The organism is Stenotrophomonas sp. YJH_SMC_133, from assembly GCF_059370655.1.
The window spans coordinates 1-16731 of sequence record NZ_JCAFTW010000025.1 but is presented as its reverse complement, the minus strand read 5'-3'; the positions used below and the strand labels follow the sequence as shown (position 1 = coordinate 16731).

The window sequence follows — 16731 nt, the reverse complement described above, 5'->3', positions numbered from 1 at the left end:
TTGCCGGCCAGCGGCCGGCACTACCCGAAGCGCGAATCCAGGTCGGGGACAAGCCCTGGTAGAGCCGGCCGCTGGCCGGCTGCTCTCGATGCCCGGTTCAATGGGGTTGCCGGCCAGCGGCCGGCACTACCCGAAGCGCGAACCCAGGCCGGGGACAAGCCTTGGTAGAGCCGGCCGCTGGCCGGCTGCTCTCGATGCCGGATTCAATGAGGTTGCCGGCCAGCGGCCGGCAGTACCCGAAGCGGTCAGCGCGGCTGCTTGACCGGCAGCACCACGCGGAAGCGCGAGCCCACGCCCGGGGTGCTGTCCAGGTCGATGCGGCCATGGTGCTTGTTGATGATGCTGTAGGAGATCGACAGGCCCAGGCCGGTACCGCTGCCCACCGGCTTGGTGGTGAAGAACGGATCGAAGATGCGCTGGCGCAGTTCCGGCGAGATGCCGCCGCCAGTGTCTTCAAATTCGACCCATACCTGGTCACCGTCGACACCGGTACGCACGGTGATCGTGCCACGCTCGGCAATGGCGTGGCCGGCGTTGAGCAGCAGGTTCATGTAGACCTGGTTCAACTCGGACGGCAGGCATTCCACCAGCGGCAGCTGGCCGAACTCACGCACCAGGGTGACCTTGTACTTGAGCTCGTTCCAGATGATGTTGATGGTCGATTCCAGCCCTGCGTGCAGGTCGACCAGCTTCCACGATTCGTCGCGGCCGGAATACGAGAAGTCCTTCAGGTCACGCACGATGCGGGTCACCCGTTCGATGCCTTCGCGCGATTCGGCCATCAGCTGCGGCAGGTCGCGGCTGATGAAATCGATGTCCAGGCGGTCACGGATATCGTCGATTTCCGGAATCAACGCCTTCGGGTCGGGCGCACGAAGGGCGCGTTCGTAGGCTTCGATCACCGTGAACAGGCTGCGCAGGTACTCCTGCAGGCTGCCCAGGTTGGAGTGCACGTAGCCGATCGGGTTGTTGATCTCGTGCGCCACGCCGGCAGCGAGCTGGCCGATGGACGCCATCTTTTCCGACTGCAGCAGCTTTTCCTGGGTACCGTTGAGGCGCAGGTAGGCCTGGCGCAGCTCGGCATGGCGCTGCTGCAGCTCGCGCTCGTAGTCTTCCTGCCCTTCAATATGGCGGAACAACGCCAGGAAGTGCCCCTGGCCGACCGGGCCGTGGTGGTAGAGGTGGGCGATGACCACGCCCTCCCCCAGCGGCAGGCTGCCGTTCCAGTGACCATGCTGCCGCGCCTGTTCCAGCGCATCGGGTGGCAGCAGCTCACGCAGCCGCTGCGGCGGCAGTGCACCGTCCTCCCCACCCGCCAACAGGTTCTGCGCGGCCGGATTGGCCAGCGCCACCTGCCCGTCTTCAGTGAACAGCAGCAGCCCTTCGCGCAGGCGCTCAAGCAGGGCCTGCAGCACCGGCTGCGGAGGAAGGGGGGCGGTAACCAGGGCGTTGGCAGCGGACACGGCGACTCGGGACGTTCGAACAGGCGCCCAATATACGCGGTCACGCAGCGGGCTTCAGCCCGCGGGGGTGGGTAGTGCGACCGCCGTCGTGTCAGGCGACGGCGAGTGGGCGGCGGGCAGTGACGGTGTGTGACTGGCCCTTGGCGTCATAGGCCGAGGCGTCTTCGGTACGGCCCAACTGGCGCAATGCCCAGTTGACTTCGCGTCGGCGCCGCGAAAGCAGCACGCCATTGGCGCGGTTGCGCTCGGCCAGTTCCTGCAGCTGCTCGCCCTGCCCCACCGGCGGCGCGCCTTCCAGCGCACGCAGCGCTTCCAGCTTGGCGCCGGTGGCCCGGATCAAGGCGTGTACGTCGTGCTCGACCAGGGCCTGGCGTTCAACGTCCAGGGCCTGGGCGAGGCGCTGCAGCGGCTCGCTCATCGCCGCGGTCATCCGTGCAGCTGCTGGTCCAGATCGAGCATGCGCGATGCGATCGCGTCCGGATTGATCTTGTAGGTGCCGTTCTGCAGCGACTCGCGCACGGCGGCCACGCGCTGGGCGTCGATCGCCGGGGCGGTGGTCAGCTCACGCTCGATGGCCTGCAGATTGGTGGCCTCGCCGGTCAGGCGCAGGCTGTCGGCCGCCTCGACCGGGCGCGCCGCCGCATCGGTGCTGACGCCGGGCTTGTTGGCCGGGGTCGTCACGCTGCGCAGTGCCTGGGGGACCTGCAGGTTGCCGTCGATTTTCTGGCTCATGGGGTGTCCTGGAGTTGCCGTTCACAAGGGATAACGGCCGCAGGGCCGTGATCTTTAGGGATATTTTGCGGTAATTCAACGCGCCACGATTACGTCACCTGCGGCATCGACCGTGCCCTGCACGATCCGCCGCGAGGACAGGTTCTCGACCGAGACCCGCTCGTTCTCACCGGCATCACCCATCGCACGGCCGGCAATGCGGACCTCGACCGAACCGCGACGCGACACCAGGGCTACATTGTCTCCTCGCTTGATGAGACGCTGAACCACCAGGTCGTTGTTCGACAGCAGGGCTCCGGCCTGCAACGGACGGCGGGCGATGCGGCCGATCGCTGCATTGGGATCGGCCAGTACCGCACCGGCAATCCGGGCAGCGTCACGCTGGGCAGTGGTGATATCGGCGGCGGTGAGGGTTTCTCCAGTGCCGATTCCACGATTGAGCACCAGCACGGTCTGGTTGCGCCGCACCTTCACCGGCACGAACAGGCGCCAGCCCCCCGCATCAGGGCAACTGACCTCCACCGTGGTGTTGGCGGTAGGCTGCACCTGCAGCGCGCCGCCACACTTGGGCAGGCGCAGCGCATCGGCCACCTGGGCCTCACCCTCACTCCCGGCCGGCAAGGTCGTCAGCGCTGCGGCGCGGATGCTGGCTACGGGCTGCCAGTCGGCGGCCGTCGCCCACGGCGAGGCCACAGTAAGCGCGATGGCCAATAGAGATGTGACCCGGCGCATGGCGCCTCCTGTCGATGGGACCTGGCCCAGATGCGTGCAAGGTGTGTGCCAGAGACGAGGTCTCGGGATGGGGATGTGTAGAGTCGACTGTTAGTCGACTTTCGCGTCAGTCGACTTTCGCGCGAAGCGCGGGATTTCCCGCGATCGGACAAGAGCAGTCGACCGCGAAGAGCATTCGACTATAAGAGCAGTCGACTCACAGTCGACTCTACAGAAGCGGTGTGGAGCGCGTGGGCGGCAGAGCGCCCTCAAGTTCGGCGCCTACCCCGCCGATACAGCAGCCATGTCCCATGACCTGCTCAACCGGATCGACCAGCGGACCCGTCTGGCCGGCCACAATCGCCTGGCGCTGCTGCTGTTCCGTCTCGGCGGACGTCAGCTTTTTGGCGTCAATGTCTTCAAGGTGCAGGAAGTCCTGCGGCGCCCGGAACTGTTCCAGGTGCCCGGGCTGCCCAGCCAGTTCTCCGGCGTGGCCGACGTGCGTGGCCGCTCGGTGCCGGTGCTGGACCTCGGCCTGGCCATCGGCCATCCCGAGCGCGAGCCGGAGGCGGACACCTCGCCCGGCTACCTTGTCGTCACCGAGTTCAACCGCTCGATCCAGGGCTTCCTGGTCAGCGGCGTGGAGCGCATCGTCAACATCGCGGTGGAAGACATCCATCCGCCGCCGGAACTGGGCGCCGAATCGAGCTACCTGACCGCAGTGACCCGCTTCCAGGGTGAACTGATTCAGGTGATCGACGTGGAAAGCGTCCTGGCCGACATCGCCCAGGTGCGCGGCGAAGCGGTGCTCGATCCGGCGATGGCGATGCCCTCCGACGGCCCGCAGCTGCAGGTACTGGTGGTGGATGACTCGCGCGTGGCCCGCCAGCAGATCCGCAGCGTGCTCGACCAGCTGGGCGTGGGTGCCACCCTGCTCTCCGATGGCAAGCAGGCGCTGGACCATCTGCTGCAGATCCACGCCTCGGGCGAGAACCCGGCCGAGCGCTATGCCATGGTCATCTCGGACATCGAGATGCCGGCCATGGACGGCTATACGCTGACGACGGAAATCCGGCGCCATCCGGGCCTGGCCGGCCTGTACGTGCTGCTGCACACCTCGCTGTCGGGCGTCTTCAACAACGCCATGGTCGAGCGCGTGGGCGCCAACGCCTTCGTCGCCAAGTACTCGCCGCACGAGCTGGCCGATTTCGTGCTGGACCGCCTGCGCAAGGTGGCGCTGGCGGCCTGAGGCCACTGATCCGGTAGTGCCGGCCGCTGGCCGGCAACCGCAGATCCATCGGGGAGCCGGCCAGCGGCCGGCACTACCCTCCCCCTTTTGGCACACCCCTTGCAGCTTCCCGGGCAACGTTCCCGTGGGAGTGCACCGTGCGCAACCTGATTACCGACTACCTGGGCGTCCATGCCCAGGCCATGCCGTTGCGCGAACAGCGGATGAAGCTGATCGCCAGCAACCTCGGCAATGCCGACACTCCCGGCTACAAGGCCCAGGACCTGGACTTCGACGCCGCCCTGCGCCATGCCCAGGGGCAGGATGCCAATGGCCTGATGGCCACCACCCATGAGCAGCACTACGAAATCAGTAGTGGCCTGAACCCGTTCCAGATCGCGCGCGAAGGCGTGCAACCCAGCCTGGACGGCAACACCGTCGATCCCGATGCCGAGCGTGCGGCCTATGGCCGCGCCGCGCTCGAGTACCGCGCTTCGCTCAGCTTCGTCGAGAGCAAGGTGCGTTCCATGTTGACCGCGATCACGGGGCAATAAGCCATGAGCAACCTGCCGATCTTCGATATCGCCGGCTCCGCGCTGCAGGCGCAGTCGGTGCGCATGAGCACCATCGCCTCCAACCTCTCCAACGCCGATACCGTCGCCGGTTCCGCCGACGCGGTGTACAAGCCGCTGGAGCCGATCTTCCAGGCCGTCACCAGCAAGAACGATCCGAACATCACCTCGGTGAAGGTGAAGGAGATCACCCAGAGCGATGCGGCGCCGATCAAGCGCTATGAGCCGGGCCACCCGCTGGCCGATGGCGATGGCTACATCTACCAGCCCGACGTCGACCCGGTGGCGCAGATGGTCAACCTGATCTCGACCTCGCGCAACTACCAGGCCGGCGTGGAGATGTTGACCACCGCCAAGGAACTGGCCCTGGCCACCCTGACCATGGGCCGCTGAGGCCCGCAGTACCGGATACCGCCATGACCACCGCCGTCAACAACCAGACCAACCAGGACGTCTACACCGCACTCGGTCTGAACGCCCCGAACAGCAACGCCACCAAGAAGAAGAACACGCTGGACCAGGCCGATTTCCTGCGCCTGATGACCGAACAGCTTCAGCACCAGGATCCGCTGAAGCCGATGGACAACACGCAGATGGTCGCGCAGATGGCGCAGATGTCCACCGTGCAGGGCATCACCGATCTGAACAAGACGGTGAAGGGCTTCCAGGAATCGATGGCCAGCGACCAGGTGCTGCGTGGTGCGGCGCTGGTCGGCCACCAGGTGCTGGTGCCGTCGGAAAAGCTGGTGCTGGAAAAGGAAGGCAACGTTGAAGGCACGGTGGCCGCGCCTTCGGCCGGCATCATCACCGTCGACATCACCGATGCCACCGGCGCCAAGGTCACCTCGCTGAGCGTGGAAGCCAAGGCCGCCGGCGAGACTGCGTTCCAGTGGGACGGCAAGGATGCCAACGGCAAGCGCATGGAGCCGGGCAAGTACTCCATCGTTGCCAACCACGTCGATACCGCCGGCAAGAGCACCAAGCTGTCCACCTACGTGCAGGCGCCGGTGGAAAGCGTGACCGTCGGTTCCGACGGCCTGTACCTGAACCTCAAGGGCCTGGGCACGGCCCCGATCGACTACGTGCTCCGCGTCAGCTGAGCCGCACACCCCGCACTTACCAGGAGCATCCCATGGGCTTCAATGTCTCGCTGTCCGGCATCAATGCCGCCAATTCCGACCTGAGCGTCACTGCCAACAACGTCGCCAACGTCAACACCACCGGCTTCAAGGAATCGCGCGCCGAATTCGCCGACCTCTTCTCGGCCACCGGCTATGGCCTGTCGAAGAACGCGGTCGGCTCTGGCGTGCGCGTTTCCAATGTCGCCCAGCAGTTCAAGCAGGGCCACAACGAACAGACCGGCCGCAGCCTGGACATGGCCATTTCCGGTGAAGGCTTCTTCACCATGAACATGAACGGCACCCGCGTGTACTCGCGCGCCGGCAATTTCCAGACCGATCCGTCCGGCTACGTGATCAACCCGCAGGGCGCACGCCTGCAGGTGTTCGCACCGAATGCCGATGGCACCAACTTCGATGCCGGCCGCATGGTCGACCTGCAGCTGCTCACCACCGACAGCCCGCCGAAGCAGACCAGCGAAGTGAAGGTCGGCTTTACCCTGCCGGCCAACGCCAAGCAGCCGACGGTCACCACCTTCGATCCGACCGACTCCAACAGCTACAACCACTCCAGCGGCGGCATCACCGTGTACGACTCGCTGGGCGTCAGCCACATCCAGGTCTCGTACTTCGTGAAGGGTGCCAACCCGAACGAGTGGACCGTGCGCAACTACGTGGACGGCCAGCCGGCCGGCGCGCCAACCCCGGTCACCTTCGACAACAGCGGCAAGCTGACCGCACCGGCGGACGGCAAGGTCAGCCTCGGCACCTTCACCCCGACCACCGGTGCCGGCGTGCTGAACATGACGCTGGACGTGAGCGGCTCGACCCAGTACGGCGAGAAGTTCGCGCTGCGCAACACCCAGCAGGATGGCTACGCCGCCGGCAAGCTCAATGAGATCACCGTGTCGGAAACCGGCGTGGTCTACGCGCGTTACTCCAATGGCGCCGACAAGCCGCTGGGCCAGGTCGCGCTGACCACCTTCAACAATCCGCAGGGCCTGGAATCGAAGGGCAACAACCTGTGGGTGGACACCTTCAGCTCGGGCACCCCGCGCACCGGCATGCCGGACACCTCCAATCTCGGCAAGATCCAGGCCGGCTCGCTGGAAGCATCCACCGTCGATCTCACCGAGCAGCTGGTCAACATGATCACCGCGCAGCGCAACTTCCAGGCCAACGCGCAGATGATCACCACCCAGGACCAGATCACCCAGACCGTCATCAACATCCGTTGATGAGCTGCTGACCCTGTCACGGAACTCCCCGCATGGATAAAGCCCTTTACGTGGCGATGACCGGTGCCCGCGCCTCCCTGCAGGCGCAGGGAACGCTCAGCCACAACCTCGCCAACTCGGACACCCCTGGCTTCAAGGAAGCGCTGGCCAATACCGAAGCCTTCCCGATCAAGGGCCCGGGCTTTGCCTCGCGGGTGGATGCGCTGCACGTCGACGCCGGCTTCAACCGTACGCCCGGCTCGCAGCACATCACCGGCAAGCCGCTGGATCTGTCCCTGCAGACCGGCACCTGGCTGGCCGTGCAGTCCAGCGACGGCAGCGAGGCGTACACGCGCGGCGCGGCGTTGTCGGTGACGCCGAACGGCCAGCTGGTGACCTCCAGCGGCCGTCCGGTACTGGATGACAACAACAACCCGATCGCCATTCCGCCTTACCAGGCGATGGAAATCGGTGCCGACGGCACGCTCTCGATCATCCCGCAGGGCGAAGGCCCGCAGACGATGGCGCAGATCGGCCGCATCAAAGTGGTGCAGGCGCCGGACGAGCGCCTTGAGCGTGGCCTGGATGGCCTGTTCCGCAACACCGACCCGCGCCAGCCGTTCGCCCCGGCACAGGGCACGGCCGTGCACAGCGGCCAGCTGGAAGGCAGCAACGTGGACGCCGCTGGCGCGCTGGTGCAGATGATCCAGCTGCAGCGCCAGTACGAAATGCAGGTGCAGGTGATCAAGCACGGCGACGAAAACGCGCGCAGCGCCAACAGCATGCTGCGCCTGGGCAGCTGACGGAATTCCGGCGCCGGCTGATGCCGGCGCTGGCACACCGCTTGCACACCCGCATACAAGGGCCGCACCACGCGGCCGGCTTCACCAGACAGGACACCGAAGATGAACCAGGCATTGTGGATCGCGAAAACCGGACTGGATGCGCAGCAGATGCGCATGTCGGTGGTTTCCAACAACCTCGCCAACACCAACACCACCGGCTTCAAGCAGGACCGTGCCAGTTTTGAAGACCTGCTGTACCAGCAGGTGCGCCAGCCCGGCGGCTCCTCGTCGGCACAGACGCAGCTGCCAACCGGCCTGCAGCTGGGTACCGGCGTGCGCGTGGTCGCCACCGCCAAGAATTTTGAACAGGGTGGCCAGCAGCAGACCGGCCGCGCCCTCGACGTGATGGTCAATGGCCGCGGCTTCTTCGAGGTTCAGATGCCTGATGGCAGCTCGGCCTACACCCGTGATGGCTCGTTCAAGATCAACCAGGACAGCGAGCTGGTCACCAACAGCGGCTACCCGGTGCAGCCTGGCATCCAGATTCCCGAAGGCGCGCAGTCGGTAACCATCGGTACCGACGGCACCATCAGCGTGAAGATGGCCGACGGCGCCGCCTCGGTGGAAGTCGGCGCGCTGACCCTGACCGACTTCGTCAATCCGGCCGGCCTGCAGGCCCGTGGCGAGAATCTGTTCCTCGAGACCACGGCCTCCGGCCCGGCACAGAACGGCAACCCCGGCCTCAACGGCCTCGGCACCGTGGTGCAGGGCGCGCTGGAAGGCAGCAACGTCAACGTGGTGGAAGAGCTGGTGTCGATGATCGAAACCCAGCGCGCCTACGAAATGAACGCCAAGGCGATTTCCACCACCGATTCGATGCTCGGCTACCTCAACAACAAGCTCTGACCGGCCAACCCGGGAAACCGCCATGTCGCCCATTTCCAACTTCGCCCGCATTGCCCTCGCCTGCACCGTGGCTGCCCTGCTCGGTGGCTGCGTCATTGCCGGCGATGTGCGCCCCTATCCGGCAATGGCACCGATCCAGCCGATCATGCCACCGCAGGCCGAACCGACCGCCGGCGCGATCTACGCGGCCGGCCCGACCCTGCAGTTGTATTCGGACCGTCGCGCGCGCGATGTCGGCGACCTGCTGACCATCACCCTGCTGGAGAACACCACCGCGCAGACCAGTGCCAATACCGCCACCAACAAGGAATCGAACCTGAGCCTGGGCACGCCGTCCATCCTCGGTGCGCCGGTCACCCTGGGCGGCAAGGACATCCTCAGTGCGACGGCCAAGGGCGCACGTGACTTCACCGGCAAGGGCAACAGCGCGCAGAGCAACCGCCTGCAGGGCAGCGTCACGGTGACGGTGATCCAGCGCCTGCCCAACGGCAACCTGGTGGTACAGGGGCAGAAGAACCTGCGCCTGAACCAAGGCGATGAACTGGTGCAGGTGCAGGGCATCGTGCGCCCGGGCGACATCAGCCAGGACAACACCATTCCGTCCAGCCGCGTGGCCGAAGCCCGCATCGTCTACGGCGGCCGCGGCCCGGTCGCGCAGTCCAACGCGATGGGCTGGCTGAGCCGCTTCTTCAACTCCGGCCTGACGCCGTTCTGAGTATGGCCATGAAACTCTTCTCCTCTTCTTCCTGGCAGCGACGCATGACGTCGCTCTGTTATGGCGTGTTCATGGTCTTCGCCGTGGTGGCCCCGGCCAGCGCCGAACGCATCAAGGACCTGGCCCAGGTCGGTGGCGTGCGTGGCAATGCGCTGGTGGGCTACGGTCTGGTGGTGGGCCTGGACGGCAGCGGCGACCGCACCAGCCAGGCGCCGTTCACCGTGCAGAGCCTGAAGAACCTGCTCGGCGAGCTGGGCGTGAATGTTCCGCCGAACGTCAATCCGCAGCTGAAGAACGTGGCGGCGGTGGCGATCCACGCTGAACTGCCGCCGTTCGCCAAGCCGGGCCAGCCGATCGACATCACCGTGTCCTCGATCGGCAACGCGGTGTCGCTGCGCGGCGGTTCGCTGCTGATGGCCCCGCTGCGGGGCGCCGATGGCCAGATCTATGCCATCGCCCAGGGCAACCTGATCGTGGGTGGCTTCGGTGCGCAGGGCAAGGATGGCTCGCGGGTTTCGGTGAACGTGCCCAGCGTCGGCCGCATTCCCAATGGCGCCACCGTGGAGCGTGCCCTGCCCGACCCGCTGGCCAATGGCGGCGAGATCACCCTGAACCTCCACAACAATGACTTCACCACGGTCTCGCGCATGGTCGCTGCGCTCAACAATGCGTTCGGCGACGGTGCGGCGCGTGCGGTCGACGGCGTGACCGTGGCGGTTACCGCGCCGAGCGATCCGGGCGCACGCATCGGCCTGCTGGCGCGCATCGAGAACCTGGAACTGACCCCGGGCAGCGCTCCGGCCAAGGTGGTGGTCAATTCGCGTACCGGCACCGTGGTCATCGGCCAGCAGGTGCGCGTGGGACCTGCCGCGATCTCGCACGGTTCGCTGACCGTGACCATCCAGGAAAACACCAACGTCAGCCAGCCCAATGCGCTGTCCGGCGGCCGTACCGTAGCCAGCCCGCAGTCGACCATCACCGCCACCAACGACGGCAGCCGCATGTTCAAGTTCAGCGGCGGCACCACCCTGGACGAGATCGTGCACGCGGTGAACGCCGTGGGCGCAGCACCAGGCGATCTCATCGCGATCCTGGAAGCCCTGAAGCAGGCCGGCGCATTGAGTGCCGAGCTCGAGGTGATCTGATATGCGCATCAATCCCGCATTCGATCTGCACCCGGCACAACAGAACGATCCGGCGAAGATCGACAAGGTCGCGCGCCAGCTGGAAGGCCAGTTCGCGCAGATGCTGGTCAAGAGCATGCGTGACGCCAGCTTCGGCGACTCGCTGTTCCCCGGCGAAAACAAGATGTTCCGCGAGATGTACGACCAGAAGATTGCCGAGGCGATGACCCGCGGCAAAGGCCTGGGCCTGTCCGGCATGATCAGCCGGCAGCTGTCCGGCCAGGCCGCCGATGGCCCGGCGCTGGATACCCGCGTGGACCCGGCCAAGGCCAGCCGTGCCTATCAGCTCAATGCACCGGCCAAGCCGGCACCGTCGCTGCCGCTGGAAGACGGCAGCCAGGCCGTGCATTTGCTGCAGCAGATGGCCGCCGGCGCCCAGTCCGGCGCACACGCGGCGGTTGCACCGATGGAACAGGCGCTGGACCTGATCGCCGGGCGCGAAAGCAGCAGCATGCACCGCTCGCTGGGTACCGAAGATCCGTACATCGGCGGCCTGCAAGGCGAGGACTGGGCTGCCAACAGCGACCAGTGGGCGGCCACCGCCAGCAACCGCGGCACGGCCATCAGCCCGGCCGATGCAATGGCGACCCGTACCGCCGTCGCGCAGCTGGGCGAGCACACCCCGGAAGGCTTCGTCGCCAGCATCTGGCAGCACGCGCAGCGTGCGGCCAAGGAACTGGGCGTGGATGCCCGCGCCCTGGTCGCCCAGGCGGCGCTGGAAACCGGCTGGGGCAAGCGCCACATCAAGCATGCCGACGGCAGCACCTCGCACAACCTGTTCGGCATCAAGGCCAATGGCTGGAACGGCCAGCGCGCCGTGGCCGGCACCCACGAGTACGTCGATGGCGTGCGCCGCAACGAGACCGCCAGCTTCCGTGCCTACAGTTCGCCGGCCGAGAGCTTTGCCGACTACGTGCGCCTGCTGAAGACCAGCCCGCGCTACCAGCAGGCCCTGCAGGCCGGCACCGACGTGCAGGGCTTCGCCCGTGGCCTGCAGCGCGCCGGCTATGCCACCGACCCGCGCTACGCGGCCAAGATCGCCGCGATCGCCGGCGGACCGACCATCGAGCGCGCCGTCAGCGCCGTGGCCGATGCCGGCTCGCGCCTTGGCCAGACCTTCGCCAGCACCGCAACCGCGGCGCTGGGTATCACCCGTCGTTGAGGAACCCCATGTCCAGCGTACTTTCCACCGGTACCGGTGCCCTGCTCGCCTTCCAGCGTGCGTTGGCGACCACCAGCCACAACGTGGCCAACCTCAATACCCCGGGCTACAGCCGGCAGAAGGTCAACTTCGCCACCGCTGATCCCCAGAACTACGGCTACGGCACGGTCGGCAACGGCACCCGCATCACCGACATCCGCCGTACCGCCGACCAGCTGGCGATCTCGCGCCTGCTCGACAGCAGCGGCGAGCTGGCGCGCCTGAAGCAGCTCTCCGGCATGGCCGACCGGGTCAATTCGTTGTTCTCCGACGCGGCAACCAACGTGTCCGGCGTCTGGTCGAAGTTCTTCGATTCGGTCAGCGGCCTGTCCTCCAATGCCGCCGGCACCGCCGACCGCCAGAACATGCTGGATGGTGGCAAGGCGCTGGCCAACCGCTTCGTGCAGCTCAACACGCACCTGAACAACCTCAACAGCGAGGTCAACAACGGCCTGCTGGCCGGTGCCACCGAGGTCAACCGGCTGGCGCAGGAGATCGCGCAGATCAACGGTGCGATCGGCACCAACATCGCTACCGCCGCACCGGACCTGCTCGACCGCCGCGATCAGCTGATCACCCAGCTGATCGGCTACACCGGTGGCACGGCGGTGATCCAGGACGGCGGCATCATGAATGTCTACACCGCCGGCGGCAACGCACTGGTGGTGGGCACCACGGCGACCAAGGTCACCACCGTGGCCGACCCGTACCAGCCCGAGCGCCTGCAGCTGGCGCTGGAAACGCAGGGCAACACCATCCGCCTCGACCCGAAGGCGGTCGGTGGCCAGATCGGCGGCCTGCTGGAATTCCGCGACACCGTGCTGACGCCTGCCCAGGCCGAACTGGGCAAGCTGGCGGTAGGCCTGGCCGAGAGCTTCAACCAGGTGCATCACCAGGGCGTGGACCTGTATGGCCAGCTGGGGGGTGACTTCTTCAACATCGGCAATCCACGCGTCACCGCCAACAATGCCAACACCGGCACCGCCAGCCTCAGCGCCAGTTACGGCGACCTCGGCAAGCTGGACGCGCAGAACGTGGTGCTGCAGTTCGATGGCACCAACTGGAAGGCCAGTCGTGCCGACACCGGTGCGAACGTTCCGCTGACCGGCACCGGTACGGCCGCCGATCCACTGGTGATCAACGGCGTCAAGCTGGTGGTCGGCGGTACCCCGGCGGCCAACGACCGCTTCCTGCTGCAGCCGACCGCAGGCGTGGCGGGCAGCATGGAAGTGGCGGTCACCGATCCCTCGCGCATCGCCGCTGCTGCGGCAGTGAAGGGCGCGGCGGCGACGTCCAACACGGGCACCGGCAAGCTGAGCGGTGTCACCGTCAGCGATTCGACCAACGCCAACCTGCGCAATCCGGCCGCGATCGTGTTCACCTCGGCCACCACCTACACCATCGATGGGGGCCCGCCGCAGACCTACACGCCCGGCCAGACCATCAGTGCCAATGGCTGGAGCTTCGTGCTGGACGGTGCGCCGAAGGTCGGCGACACCTTCAACATCACCCCGACTCCGGCGGGCTCGTCGGACAACAGCAACGCCTCCAGGCTGTCCAAGGTGGAGAGCGCCAAGGCATTCAACAGCGGCACGGTCACCCTCAACGGCGCCCTGGGGGGCCTGACCACCCAGGTCGGTGCAGCCGCCCGCTCGGCCGAGTATTCGCTGGAAGCGCAGCTGGTGATCAATGACAAGGCGCAGGAAGCACGCGATGAAGTATCCGGCGTCAATCTGGACGAAGAGGCGGCCGACATGCTTCGCCTGCAACAGGCCTACCAGGCAGCCTCGCAGCTGATCTCCACCGCCGACAGCATGTTCCAGACCATCCTGGGAGCCGTCCGTCGATGAGCAGCCGTATCTCCACAAGCATGATGTTCAACCAGTCCGTGTCGCTGATGATGGCCAAGCAGGCCAAGCTCAGCCACCTGGAGCAGCAGATCGCCACCGGCAGCAAGATCGTCAGCGCCAAGGACGATCCGGTTGCCGCTGGTGCGGCGGTCGGGCTTGACCGCAGCCTGGCCGCACTGGACCGGATGAAACTGAATGCCGGCAACGTGCAGAACCGACTGGGCGTACAGGAAAACACCCTGGCCCAGGTCAACGACCTGATGGCGCGCGTCAACGACCTGACCATCCAGGCCAGCAATCCGGCGCTGGGCGCCGCCGACAAGAAAACGCTGATCACCGAACTGAACCAGATCCGCGAGGGCCTGTTGTCGCTGGCCAACGCCGACGACGGCACCGGCCGCTACGTGTTCGGCGGCACCAACGATGGCGATCCGCCGTTCGCCAAGATCAATGGCAAGGTGGTCTACCGTGGCGACCAGACCCAGCGCCAGATTGAAGTCGGCCCCGATACCTATGTGCGGGATGCCCTGCCCGGCAGCGAGATCTTCATGCGCATTCCTACCGGCGACGGCTTCGTCGATGGTGTTGCCGCGGCCGGCAATACCGGCAACGGCGTGCTGACCAACATCACCCGCGATGGCAGCGACAGCTGGAACGGCCAGTCCTTCAGCATCCGCTTCACCGCCGCCGACCAGTACCAGGTACTGGACGGCGCTGGCAACGTGACCGGCACCGGCACGTTCAAGGCCGGTGACAACGTGGAAGTCAACGGTGTCCGCCTGCAGATCACCGGCGCACCCGCTGCCGGTGACAGCTTCAACGTGAAGCCGGCCACCAGCCGCGACATCTTCGACACCATGGACAAGCTGATTGCCGCGCTTGATGCCGACACCGGCACCACCGCCAAGATGAGCGCGCAGCAGAACGAACTGCAGAGCGCCCTGCGCGATGTGGCCCGTGCGTCGGAACGGATGATCGATTCGCGCGCGGCCGGCGGTGCGCAGCTGAAGGCACTGGACAATGCCGCCGACATGCGTGAAGCCAACAGCGTGACCCTGAAGACCACGCTGTCGCAGATGCGTGACCTGGACTATGCCGATGCACTGAGCCAGTACCAGCTGCAGAGCACCGCGCTGCAGGCGGCACAGACGATCTTCTCGCAGATGCAGTCGATGTCGTTGTTCAACAAGATCCGCTGACGCATCTCCTGCGTCACCCCTGAAAGGCCGCGATGCCCTGCATCGCGGCCTTTTTCGTTTCTGCGTGCCCGTTCCGTCGCGCTCGCCGGGCGTGGGCTGGCGCTACCGGAAACGTGCTGCACGCATTTTCCGTGATTGCCCATCAAGCCCGGCCCTGCCCCGCCGATACCTTCATCAGCGCTGGTTGGGCATGCCCAACCGCCCTTTCCGGGGTCGCCTTCACGCCCAGCCAGGGCTGGAAAACCCGGGAAAAACAGCCTCCGGCACCGAATTGCAGCATCGACGGAATTCACGGCTAAAGGTTGTTGACAAAGCGCCGTTATTCATTTGGCAACAGCGAAGCACACAGCCACACAAAAAAACAGGCGGCGCTTCGTTTCATTCACCAACGGGTTCCATATAAGAGGAGACGACCCCATGGCACAGGTAATCAACACCAATACGATGTCGCTCAACGCTCAGCGCAACCTGAGCACCAGCGGCAGCTCGCTCGCTACCACCATCCAGCGCCTCTCGTCCGGCCTGCGCATCAACAGCGCGAAGGACGACGCGGCCGGCCTGGCCATCAGCGAGCGCTTCACCACCCAGATCCGCGGTCTGGACGTGGCCATCCGCAACGCCAACGACGGTATCTCGCTGGCCCAGGTCGCCGAGGGTTCGCTGAGCGAAGTCGGCAACAACCTGCAGCGCATCCGTGAACTGGCCGTGCAGTCCTCCAACGCCACCAACTCGGCCAGCGACCGCAAGGCCCTGCAGGCTGAAGTGACCCAGCTGGTCTCGGAAGTCGACCGCGTGGCCAAGCAGGCTGACTTCAATGGCACCAAGCTGCTGGACGGCTCCTTCACCAGCCAGCTGTTCCAGGTCGGCGCCAACGCCGGCCAGGCCATCGCCATCAACAGCGTGGTCAACGCCAAGGCTGATTCGCTGGGCGCGGCAACCTTCGCCAACGGCTACACCGGCACCAGCCTGGCCGCCGCCGACAAGGCCACCGCCGACACCACCTACTCCGGCCTGCAGATCTCGGTGACCCCGCCGGGCGGCACCGCCACCACGGTCACCATCAACGACTTCACCGTGAAGGCGGGCGAATCGATCACTTCGGCCACCTCTGCCGCGATCAACAACAAGCTGGGCGAAACCGGCGTCATGGCCTCGGTCAATGCCGGTGTGATCAGCCTGGCCTCGGTCAAGGACGGCCAGACCTTCACCCTGGGCGTCAGTGCCGCAACCCCGCCGGCCGGCGCCACCGCCGCGACCATCGCCGGCCTGGGCCTGACCGAAACCAGCACCAACGGCGGTCTGCTGACCGGCGCCACGGCCAACTTCGTCAAGGACCTGAACGTCACCACCGCCGAAGGTGCGCAGAAGGCGCTGTCGATCGTCGACAAGGCCCTCGAGTCGGTCAACAGCGTGCGCGCCGACCTCGGCGCGATCCAGAACCGTTTCACCTCGGTGGTGGCCAACCTGCAGACCTCCTCGGAGAACCTGTCCGCATCGCGCAGCCGCATCCGCGATACCGACTTCGCCAAGGAAACCGCCGAACTGACCCGCACCCAGATCCTGCAGCAGGCCGGTACGGCCATGCTGGCCCAGGCCAACCAGGTACCGCAGAACGTGCTCAGCCTGTTGCAGCGCTGACATGAGCCGCCCCCGGGGCACGTCGGGGGCGTCTAACCCAACTCACGTGCAACCGCTCAAGGACCTCTCCTCATGGCACAAGTCATCAACACCAATACGATGTCGTTGAATGCTCAGCGTAACCTGAGCACCAGCGGCAGCTCGCTGGCCACCACCATCCAGCGCCTGTCCTCCGGTTCGCGCATCAACAGCGCCAAGGACGACGCCGCCGG

The 16731-nt window shown here is 66.1% G+C and carries 18 protein-coding genes; 14 read left to right on the top strand and 4 right to left on the bottom strand.

The features are described 5' to 3' along the window. Positions 1–245: 245 nt before the first annotated feature. From AC5P78_RS20940 to flgA, 4 genes are all read right to left on the bottom strand, one after another. Positions 246–1463, bottom strand: a complete 1218-nt coding sequence (locus tag AC5P78_RS20940; RefSeq protein WP_005409581.1) for an ATP-binding protein — start codon at positions 1461–1463, stop codon at positions 246–248. A 91-nt stretch (positions 1464–1554) separates the two neighbouring features. Beyond that, entirely contained in the window at positions 1555–1893 is a 339-nt protein-coding gene (locus AC5P78_RS20935; RefSeq protein ID WP_005409580.1) for a flagellar protein FlgN, read from the bottom strand. Continuing rightward, on the bottom strand, positions 1890–2195 hold the full coding sequence (gene flgM, locus AC5P78_RS20930) for a flagellar biosynthesis anti-sigma factor FlgM (protein ID WP_005409579.1): 306 nt from the start codon (positions 2193–2195) through the stop codon (positions 1890–1892). Before flgM ends, AC5P78_RS20935 begins: the two co-directional genes overlap by 4 nt. Before the next feature lie 75 nt (positions 2196–2270). Continuing rightward, the gene (gene flgA, locus AC5P78_RS20925; RefSeq protein WP_138970233.1) at positions 2271–2927 is read right to left on the bottom strand and encodes a flagellar basal body P-ring formation chaperone FlgA; all 657 of its coding nucleotides are present in this window, start codon (positions 2925–2927) and stop codon (positions 2271–2273) included. 283 nt (positions 2928–3210) lie between these two features. Between flgA and AC5P78_RS20920 the strand changes: the two genes are divergently transcribed. From AC5P78_RS20920 to AC5P78_RS20855, 14 genes are all read left to right on the top strand, one after another. Continuing rightward, positions 3211–4155, top strand: coding sequence for a chemotaxis protein (locus AC5P78_RS20920; RefSeq protein ID WP_005409577.1), 945 nt, complete (start codon positions 3211–3213; stop codon positions 4153–4155). Positions 4156–4292: 137 nt separating this feature from the next. Further along, positions 4293–4688, top strand: coding sequence for a flagellar basal body rod protein FlgB (gene flgB, locus AC5P78_RS20915; RefSeq protein ID WP_005409576.1), 396 nt, complete (start codon positions 4293–4295; stop codon positions 4686–4688). A gap of 3 nt (positions 4689–4691) precedes the next feature. Next, on the top strand, positions 4692–5099 hold the full coding sequence (gene flgC, locus AC5P78_RS20910; RefSeq protein WP_005409575.1) for a flagellar basal body rod protein FlgC: 408 nt from the start codon (positions 4692–4694) through the stop codon (positions 5097–5099). A gap of 23 nt (positions 5100–5122) precedes the next feature. Next, positions 5123–5806: a flagellar hook assembly protein FlgD gene (locus AC5P78_RS20905; protein WP_005413273.1), complete on the top strand. Its 684-nt coding sequence runs from the start codon at positions 5123–5125 to the stop codon at positions 5804–5806. Positions 5807–5838: 32 nt separating this feature from the next. After that, entirely contained in the window at positions 5839–7062 is a 1224-nt protein-coding gene (gene flgE, locus AC5P78_RS20900) for a flagellar hook protein FlgE (RefSeq protein WP_005409573.1), read from the top strand. 32 nt (positions 7063–7094) lie between these two features. Further along, a complete protein-coding gene (locus AC5P78_RS20895; protein WP_005409572.1) occupies positions 7095–7844 on the top strand; it encodes a flagellar basal body rod protein FlgF in 750 nt (249 codons plus the stop codon). A gap of 102 nt (positions 7845–7946) precedes the next feature. After that, positions 7947–8732, top strand: a complete 786-nt coding sequence (gene flgG / locus AC5P78_RS20890) for a flagellar basal-body rod protein FlgG (protein ID WP_005409571.1) — start codon at positions 7947–7949, stop codon at positions 8730–8732. A 22-nt stretch (positions 8733–8754) separates the two neighbouring features. Then, entirely contained in the window at positions 8755–9447 is a 693-nt protein-coding gene (flgH, locus tag AC5P78_RS20885; protein WP_012480124.1) for a flagellar basal body L-ring protein FlgH, read from the top strand. Positions 9448–9449: 2 nt separating this feature from the next. Further along, on the top strand, positions 9450–10592 hold the full coding sequence (locus tag AC5P78_RS20880) for a flagellar basal body P-ring protein FlgI (RefSeq protein ID WP_087803525.1): 1143 nt from the start codon (positions 9450–9452) through the stop codon (positions 10590–10592). 1 nt (position 10593) lies between these two features. Further along, the gene (flgJ, locus tag AC5P78_RS20875; RefSeq protein ID WP_005409568.1) at positions 10594–11793 is read left to right on the top strand and encodes a flagellar assembly peptidoglycan hydrolase FlgJ; all 1200 of its coding nucleotides are present in this window, start codon (positions 10594–10596) and stop codon (positions 11791–11793) included. A gap of 8 nt (positions 11794–11801) precedes the next feature. Beyond that, positions 11802–13682 carry a flagellar hook-associated protein FlgK gene (flgK, locus tag AC5P78_RS20870; protein ID WP_111189489.1) on the top strand — a complete coding sequence of 627 codons (1881 nt, stop codon included), beginning with the start codon at positions 11802–11804 and terminating at the stop codon, positions 13680–13682. Further along, positions 13679–14881, top strand: coding sequence for a flagellar hook-associated protein FlgL (gene flgL / locus AC5P78_RS20865; protein ID WP_049402743.1), 1203 nt, complete (start codon positions 13679–13681; stop codon positions 14879–14881). The genes flgK and flgL overlap by 4 nt, the downstream gene beginning before the upstream one ends. 417 nt (positions 14882–15298) lie before the next feature. Continuing rightward, a complete protein-coding gene (locus AC5P78_RS20860) occupies positions 15299–16519 on the top strand; it encodes a flagellin (protein WP_005413267.1) in 1221 nt (406 codons plus the stop codon). Positions 16520–16591: 72 nt separating this feature from the next. Next, the coding region (locus AC5P78_RS20855; protein ID WP_482995120.1) for a flagellin N-terminal helical domain-containing protein at positions 16592–16731 on the top strand (140 nt) is incomplete at its 3' end.

Bases quoted from the DNA above. Each gene is read 5' to 3' on its own strand.
- AC5P78_RS20935 (WP_005409580.1), bottom strand. From the start codon at position 1,893: ATGACCGCGGCGATGAGCGAGCCGCTGCAGCGCCTCGCCCAGGCCCTG.
- flgM (WP_005409579.1), bottom strand. From the start codon at position 2,195: ATGAGCCAGAAAATCGACGGCAACCTGCAGGTCCCCCAGGCACTGCGC.
- flgA (WP_138970233.1), bottom strand. From the start codon at position 2,927: ATGCGCCGGGTCACATCTCTATTGGCCATCGCGCTTACTGTGGCCTCG.
- AC5P78_RS20920 (WP_005409577.1), top strand. From the start codon at position 3,211: ATGTCCCATGACCTGCTCAACCGGATCGACCAGCGGACCCGTCTGGCC.
- flgC (WP_005409575.1), top strand. From the start codon at position 4,692: ATGAGCAACCTGCCGATCTTCGATATCGCCGGCTCCGCGCTGCAGGCG.
- AC5P78_RS20905 (WP_005413273.1), top strand. From the start codon at position 5,123: ATGACCACCGCCGTCAACAACCAGACCAACCAGGACGTCTACACCGCA.
- flgE (WP_005409573.1), top strand. From the start codon at position 5,839: ATGGGCTTCAATGTCTCGCTGTCCGGCATCAATGCCGCCAATTCCGAC.
- AC5P78_RS20895 (WP_005409572.1), top strand. From the start codon at position 7,095: ATGGATAAAGCCCTTTACGTGGCGATGACCGGTGCCCGCGCCTCCCTG.
- flgG (WP_005409571.1), top strand. From the start codon at position 7,947: ATGAACCAGGCATTGTGGATCGCGAAAACCGGACTGGATGCGCAGCAG.
- flgH (WP_012480124.1), top strand. From the start codon at position 8,755: ATGTCGCCCATTTCCAACTTCGCCCGCATTGCCCTCGCCTGCACCGTG.
- AC5P78_RS20880 (WP_087803525.1), top strand. From the start codon at position 9,450: ATGGCCATGAAACTCTTCTCCTCTTCTTCCTGGCAGCGACGCATGACG.
- flgJ (WP_005409568.1), top strand. From the start codon at position 10,594: ATGCGCATCAATCCCGCATTCGATCTGCACCCGGCACAACAGAACGAT.
- flgK (WP_111189489.1), top strand. From the start codon at position 11,802: ATGTCCAGCGTACTTTCCACCGGTACCGGTGCCCTGCTCGCCTTCCAG.
- flgL (WP_049402743.1), top strand. From the start codon at position 13,679: ATGAGCAGCCGTATCTCCACAAGCATGATGTTCAACCAGTCCGTGTCG.
- AC5P78_RS20860 (WP_005413267.1), top strand. From the start codon at position 15,299: ATGGCACAGGTAATCAACACCAATACGATGTCGCTCAACGCTCAGCGC.